Raw genomic sequence first — 6,299 nt, 5'->3', positions numbered from 1 at the left:
AGGAAAGGGAAAACGACGCTTTTCCCTTTCCGTTGAGCAAAAAGTCCCGGATTGGACTTTTTGCGACCCTATCAAAGTTGGAGGCGCCACCCGGATTCGAACCGGGGATAAAGGCTTTGCAGGCCTCTGCCTTACCACTTGGCGATGGCGCCGGGCTAAGGAATATTAGTTTTTAACAGGTTTAATGTCAATAGAGGTTCATCCCGATTGTTGTCAATCGGATGAACCGTTTACAGTTTACGGTTCACAGTTCACGGTATCCAACCCAAAACTCGAAACACAAAACCCAAAACACTGGACGAGATCATGTTAGCGGTGGAAGAGTGTTCGCGGTCCCGCGTATTTCATCACCCTTTCCATCTCCTCCTTGTACCCGGGTCTGTAACAGTGCCGGGGACATTTGCGGCACTTAGGTTTCGGGTCGAGGGGGCAAAGAACCCGCATGACGATAGCGTGGCGCAGCAGGGCGGTACACTCATCACAAAGGGGTGGACCCGACTGGATGTGAACGGGGGTTTTCCCCGGTTCGAAGGAAAAGGGTATCCTGGACCTGTCCCGGTGATGACTGTCGCAGTACATCGAGACGAACCGGACAAGCTTCCGGGCATCAGCCCGGATGTATTCAGGATCGGATGTGGGTAGTGGGGGCATGGCAAAAGCTCGAAGATCAAAGTGCGAAGCGCGAAGAAAAAATAATGTCTTCGTTCTTCGTTCCTTTTACTTCGTTCTGGACAGGTTTCATCCGGTATATCCTTTAAGACGTTCCCGGTCCAGGACCTGCAGGACGCCCGGGGATGCTTCCTTGACGACGCCGTCGTCCTTGAACCGTGTGAGTGTCCTGGAGAAGGTCTCGACGGCCATTCCGAGGCTGGAAGCAGTCTGTCCCTTTCCGGCAGCAAGGCGGACCAGCCCGGTTGTCTGGTCCATCGCTCCGAGGAGGTGCCGCGCCAGCCTCGATGTCGCGTCCATGAGAGAAAGTTCCTCGACTTTCCGCGTCAGCAGCTGGAGGTAACGCGCAAGGTGGGCAACAAGGTTCATGGCCAGCGCGGGATCGGAGGACATGGCCCTGGAGAGGGCTTCCCGCGGGATGTAGAACAGCTCGGATTCCTCGATGGCCTCCGCGGTCGCGGGGTAGGCCCTGTCCATGTAAAGGGCGGCCTCGGCAAAGGACTGGCCCGGCAGCACGAAATGGAGGATCTGCTCCTTCCCGGAGGAACTGACCTTATACAGCTTGACCTTCCCGCTTACGAGGAGATAGAAACCCCTGGCCTCCTCTCCATCGCGGAAAAGCAGTGACTTTTTCGCGATCCTCTTTGGGGCGGCGATTTCGGCCAGGGTCTTCAGATGCTCTTCTTCAAGACCTGAAAACAGGGGGAAGCGGGCTAAAACCACTTGTTTGTTACCGGTATACATGAAAATTCCAAAAAACGTTTCATCTTTGCCCCCCTTGCTTACCTCATCTCCAGAAAATTATTAAGGGCTCCAAATGGAGCCCTGAGTAATTTTCTGGAGCGGGAAACGGGATTTGAACCCGCGACATCCACGTTGGCAACGTGGCGCTCTACCACTGAGCTATTCCCGCTTGAGGGACAACTATATAACAGAATTGCCCCATGAATTCAACCTCTTAAAACGTCTTAAAACGGCTCGTTGAGACGTTAAAGAAGCGATTCAGCCGCTGTGAGGATCTTCCTTTATAATGGCGGCATAATCCATGAAATAGCGGTAACCGGACCACATGGTGGTCACAAAGGCAGCCACGAGTAGGATGATTCCCGCCTCATGGAAAGGAAAACCCCACAGGTTGTAGTTGACCATGAGCCCTATGATGGCAAGGACCTGAAGGGTCGTTTTGGTTTTTCCGGCAAACCCGGCCTCGATGACGACGTTCCTGGTACCCGCGTAGGCCCTCAGACCTGACACCGCAAACTCGCGGCTGATGATAAGGGCCACCAGCCAGGCGGGAGCGCGGTCCAGGTGTACCAGCATGATGAAAGCCGCCGCCACGATGATCTTGTCGGCAATGGGATCTAGCAGTTTTCCGAATTCGCTCACCTGGTCGGTTTTCCGTGCGATGTATCCGTCGAGGAGATCGGTGATGGCCGCAACCGAGAAAACCACGGCGGCTGCGATACCGAACTCCCTGGATGGAAACGATGTCAGGACAATGATGACCGGAAGGAACATGATCCGGCCGAAGGTGAGCCAGTTGGGAATGGTGTTGATCTTCATTTAGAATTACCGGCCGAATCCCGCATAGGTGCGATACAGGCTGATGACCTTCTTAACATAGTTCTGGGTCTGCGGGTAGGGTGGGACGCTGCCGTATCGGATGACGGTGCTGGTGCCGGCGTTGTAGGCGGCAAGGGTCAGCTCCAGGTCCCCTGAAAAGCGTTTGAGAAGACCGTTCAGGTGACGCGTCCCCGCCTGGATGTTCTGTTTCGGGTCCCACGTGTTCCTCACACCCAGTACGGCAGCGGTGCCCGGCATGAGCTGCATGAGCCCCCGGGCGCCTGCGCTGGACACCGCGTAACGGTTGTAATCCGATTCAACTTCCATGACTGCCCGTATCAGTGCCTCGTCCATCCTGTAAAGGGAACACGCTTCCACCACGATCTCCCTGTAGGGGTAGTAGGAGCCTGTGGAAGCGAGCCGGAAACTCCCCCTCTCCCTCAGGTAAATCTCGGATGCCGGGTGGGACTGCCTGTCGGAAAATACTTTTATTCCCCGCTCATCAACATGATGATAGATGTCAGCCGTTGCCGCCATAGGCAGCATCAGGATTGCGAATACCGAAATGTGGGTAATGATCCGTTTCATCTTTTAAAGACTCAGATGGTCATACGGTATCGTTGTATGCTGTGAACTGTGAACGGTAAACTGCCGGCTAGGGCATCTCCACGAAAAAGTAGGCGGCAAACTGTTCGTTGTCCTCAATGCGGTAGCGCTTTTTTTCCTTGTCCTTTGATTTCTTGTCGTGGCCAGGCCCGCCTTTTTTCCCGGGTCCTGTTTCTCTCCCGTCGGAGTCGTTATGGCGATCGTTGTCCTTGTCTTCATCACTGGTTTCGTACTTCGAATTTTCCAGCATATCCCTGACAAAAGCCGGCTGATCGCCACCTGACCCGGACCGGCTTTCAGGATGCTCCCGATCGGCAAAAAGGTCGTCCAGCAGGCCCCGGGCCGTTCCGTTATCAAGGTCCATGTCGACCGCATTGCGCAGGAAACCCAGGGTGGGCTGCTGCCCCTGGATACGAAAAACGACGAAGGACTGGCACGTGCGGATGCGGGACCTGAGCCGATAGTCCTGGGTAAAGCGGTACGCCATCTCCCAGCTGTCACGGGCCTGGGAATGCATGCCCTTCATGTAATAGGCGCCGCCCAGGTAGTAATGGTACCAGAAATCGCTGTCCATCTTGCCGCGCGCTTTCTCAAGCTCCCGCAGCGCATGGTCGGGCTTGTCATTCTTCAGGAACCGGTAGGCGGAACGGATGTGGTTCCTGGCCGCGACATCAAGCCCCTTACCCTTACCGGGGTGAGGCTCCGGATCCCTGCCGGTCCTCGGCGGAGGGTTCGTTGTGTCGCCGATGACCACCCAACCTCTGTTACTCCGACCGTCACTGGTGACGCATCCGCTGACGGCGAGGATGGCGATGGAAACCGCGATGGCCAGGGATGTCCTGATAACGACCATTTTCGCCTCCCGTGAAATTCCTGGTAAATAGTATTAAAACAATGTCATTTTCGTCAGTTTAATTCGATATGTCAACCCGAAATCCGAAATCTGATAAACATTCACTGTTAACCGCCCTTGAAAAAACGCTCCACAATAAAATCACACACCACGCGAGGTTCGTTCAGGGGCAGTACCGGCACATCATCGACATGGAGATCACCATCCGTCGCCACAGCGATGATCCCGAAGCTTTCCGCCGCACCCCGGCCAGCCAGCAGTTCGGTGCTGTGATCCTTTCTGTAGACCTCGATCTTCGGAAGATCGATCTCCTTGAACCCTTCCACCAGGACGATATCGGCGTTGCGGGCGGCGTCCCGGATGGCCTGTCCGGCGGCATTTTCAGGAGCGGGCCTCATGACGGCCATCTTGTTATCACCGACAACGACACTGTTGACCGCCCCCGCCCTGGAAAAGCGCCAGGAATCGCTGCCCTCCTTGTCAATCCGGACACGGTGGGCGGAATGTTTCACTGTGCCGACGCGATATCCTCTCGCGGTCAGCTCCTTGAGGACCGACTCCATGAGGGTCGTCTTGCCGGTGCCGGACCGTGCCGCTATGAACGCGACTACGGGAACAATAAGCGGCGGAACATCGGGTGGCTGGATGTCCCGGGGTGGAGTGTCGAAGGTCATCTGAGGCTCTCCTTGATCTTTTCGGCAACTGACAGGTTCAATCCCCGAACGGAGGCGATCTCCTCCACCGGTGCGGCCCTTATCTCCTCCACAGAACGGAACCTGCCCAGCAGGGCTTTCCTCCTGGCCGGGCCGACTCCGTCGATCCCGTCAAGGGTGCTTAAAAGATCGCCCTTTGCCCTGCTTTTACGGTGGGTTGACAGGGCAAACCGGTGAGCTTCGTCCCTCAGCAGCTGAAGAAGGTGCAGAGCCCCCGATTGCGCGGGAAATTTGACGGGGTTGATGCGATCCGGCAGGTGCACCTCATCCCGGGCTCTGCTTTGCCCCTTCCTGGCGGCCGCCTTGCCCTTGGATATCGATGACAGCCGGACGTGGTCGGCTCCCTGCTCTGATAGAACTTTCCCGGCCCTTGCCAGCTGACCGCGTCCCCCGTCGATAAGAAGAAGATCCGGGTCAGGAAGAGAATCGGCTGCGGAACCGGCGAAACGGCGCTGCAGGACGTGGGCAAGAGCGGCGTAATCGTCACCGGGCGCTACGTCTCCACCCACCTTGTAAAGCCGGTACTGTTCCTTGACCAGGGAACCGCTTTCCCAGGCGACGATACTTCCGTAGGTACCTTTCCCAGCTGTATGGGAGATATCCACGCATTCGATCCTTCGGGGGGGGGCAGGCAGTTTCAGGGCCCGTCCGATCTCGGTACTGACTGTATCAGCCGCCTTCGTGCGGGTGACATTCTCTTTCAGGGCCTGCCTTGCGTTCTCTTCCGCCAGTTTAACAAGCCGGACTCCCCTGCCCCTTACCGGCGTGTATATCCGGATCTTTCTCCCGGCGAATTCCGCAAGCTGTTCTTCGTGGGCAGAGCTGAACTCGATCCCCTCCGGCAGGAGGATCCTGGGCGGAACCATCGTTCCCTCGCGGTAGCGCCTCGATATGAAAGCGTCCAGAGCCTGGTTCCGGTTCACGGAGCCGGTCACCACGGTGTCGGACCGTCCGACCAGGGTTCCCGAGCGAACAAAAAGGCAGGTCAGCACACCGATCTCACCGGAAGAGGCGAATCCGAGGACATCCAGGTCTTCACCCGGGTCTCCCACGACATCCTGTTTTTCCAGGACCGTTCTGACAGCCTGGATCCGGTCCCGCAGGAAAGCGGCATCCTCGAACCGCAGATCACGGGAGGCCTTGTTCATCCGGGCCTCCATCTCCCTGACGACACGGGATCCCCTGCCCTTTAAAAATTCCACGAGTTCGTCCACGATCTTCCGGTAGCGTTCGGGATCGACATTCCCCCCGCAAGGTCCAAGGCAGCGTCCCATCTGGTGGTCGAGGCACGGACGACCCGGTCTCCCTCTGCCCCCGGGGTTGACTCCGCGGCAGCGCCTGAGGGGGAACGCTCTCTCGAGCCATCCGAGGGTTTTGCGGGCGGCCCCGGCGTTCGTGAAAGGGCCGAAATAGAGGCTGCCGTCACGGGTGATCCTGCGGGTGATCTGGAACCTCGGGTATCGTTCCTTTACAGTGATCCTGAAGCAGGGGTAACTCTTGTCGTCCTTGAGATCCACGTTGAAGGGGGGGCGATAACGCTTGATGAGAGCGCTTTCCAGGAGCAGGGCCTCTTTCTCGGTGCCGGCGACGATGGTCTCGATGCTTTCGATAAGCGGTACGAACAGCCCCGTCCGGTTGCCCTGTGTCCCGGTGAAATACTGGCGGACTCTTTTATTCAGGTTCTTGGCCTTGCCGACGTAAAGGACCGCACAGTCCTTGTCCCGGTAAATGTAGACTCCGGGTGAGGCGGGGATATGCTTGAGCTGGTCCTTGAGTGCGGGTTTCAACGGTTAGAACTCCAATTTCACATTTGATAGAGTCGCAAAAAGTCCAGGCGGGACTTTTCCTGGCTCCTTAATGTCCTGGGGAAAGGGAAAAGCGTCGTTTTCCCTTTC

General features: G+C 57.0%; 7 protein-coding genes and 2 tRNA genes. All 9 read right to left on the bottom strand.

Translation table 11 applies throughout. The features are described from left to right. Positions 1 to 78: 78 nt before the first annotated feature. Positions 79 to 152, bottom strand: a tRNA-Cys gene (locus P1S46_10850). A 157-nt stretch (positions 153 to 309) separates the two neighbouring features. Then, a complete protein-coding gene (locus P1S46_10845; GenBank protein ID MDF1536975.1) occupies positions 310 to 651 on the bottom strand; it encodes a nitrous oxide-stimulated promoter family protein in 342 nt (113 codons plus the stop codon). Between the two features lie 87 nt (positions 652 to 738). Further along, complete coding sequence (locus tag P1S46_10840) at positions 739 to 1,413, bottom strand: Crp/Fnr family transcriptional regulator (protein ID MDF1536974.1); 675 nt, start codon at positions 1,411 to 1,413, stop codon at positions 739 to 741. Positions 1,414 to 1,507: 94 nt separating this feature from the next. Beyond that, positions 1,508 to 1,582, bottom strand: a tRNA-Gly gene (locus P1S46_10835). Between the two features lie 89 nt (positions 1,583 to 1,671). Next, positions 1,672 to 2,232 (bottom strand): CDP-diacylglycerol--glycerol-3-phosphate 3-phosphatidyltransferase, encoded by a 561-nt coding sequence (pgsA, locus tag P1S46_10830; GenBank protein MDF1536973.1) that lies wholly within the window; start codon positions 2,230 to 2,232, stop codon positions 1,672 to 1,674. 6 nt (positions 2,233 to 2,238) lie between these two features. Next, positions 2,239 to 2,820, bottom strand: coding sequence for a lytic transglycosylase domain-containing protein (locus P1S46_10825; protein ID MDF1536972.1), 582 nt, complete (start codon positions 2,818 to 2,820; stop codon positions 2,239 to 2,241). Positions 2,821 to 2,887: 67 nt separating this feature from the next. Then, positions 2,888 to 3,691, bottom strand: a complete 804-nt coding sequence (locus P1S46_10820; protein ID MDF1536971.1) for a hypothetical protein — start codon at positions 3,689 to 3,691, stop codon at positions 2,888 to 2,890. A gap of 107 nt (positions 3,692 to 3,798) precedes the next feature. After that, positions 3,799 to 4,365, bottom strand: a complete 567-nt coding sequence (mobB, locus tag P1S46_10815) for a molybdopterin-guanine dinucleotide biosynthesis protein B (protein ID MDF1536970.1) — start codon at positions 4,363 to 4,365, stop codon at positions 3,799 to 3,801. After that, the gene (gene uvrC, locus P1S46_10810) at positions 4,362 to 6,191 is read right to left on the bottom strand and encodes an excinuclease ABC subunit UvrC (GenBank protein MDF1536969.1); all 1,830 of its coding nucleotides are present in this window, start codon (positions 6,189 to 6,191) and stop codon (positions 4,362 to 4,364) included. Before uvrC ends, mobB begins: the two co-directional genes overlap by 4 nt. Between the last annotated feature and the right edge of the window lie 108 nt (positions 6,192 to 6,299).

Source organism: bacterium (assembly GCA_029210545.1).
In the GTDB taxonomy this organism is placed as follows: domain Bacteria; phylum BMS3Abin14; class BMS3Abin14; order BMS3Abin14; family BMS3Abin14; genus JARGFV01.
Note: the sequence above shows the minus strand (reverse complement) of the source record. Positions and strands in the feature narration are given on the sequence as shown.

Bases quoted from the DNA above. Each gene is read 5' to 3' on its own strand.
- P1S46_10845 (MDF1536975.1), bottom strand. From the start codon at position 651: ATGCCCCCACTACCCACATCCGATCCTGAATACATCCGGGCTGATGCC.
- P1S46_10840 (MDF1536974.1), bottom strand. From the start codon at position 1,413: ATGTATACCGGTAACAAACAAGTGGTTTTAGCCCGCTTCCCCCTGTTT.
- pgsA (MDF1536973.1), bottom strand. From the start codon at position 2,232: ATGAAGATCAACACCATTCCCAACTGGCTCACCTTCGGCCGGATCATG.
- P1S46_10825 (MDF1536972.1), bottom strand. From the start codon at position 2,820: ATGAAACGGATCATTACCCACATTTCGGTATTCGCAATCCTGATGCTG.
- P1S46_10820 (MDF1536971.1), bottom strand. From the start codon at position 3,691: ATGGTCGTTATCAGGACATCCCTGGCCATCGCGGTTTCCATCGCCATC.
- mobB (MDF1536970.1), bottom strand. From the start codon at position 4,365: ATGACCTTCGACACTCCACCCCGGGACATCCAGCCACCCGATGTTCCG.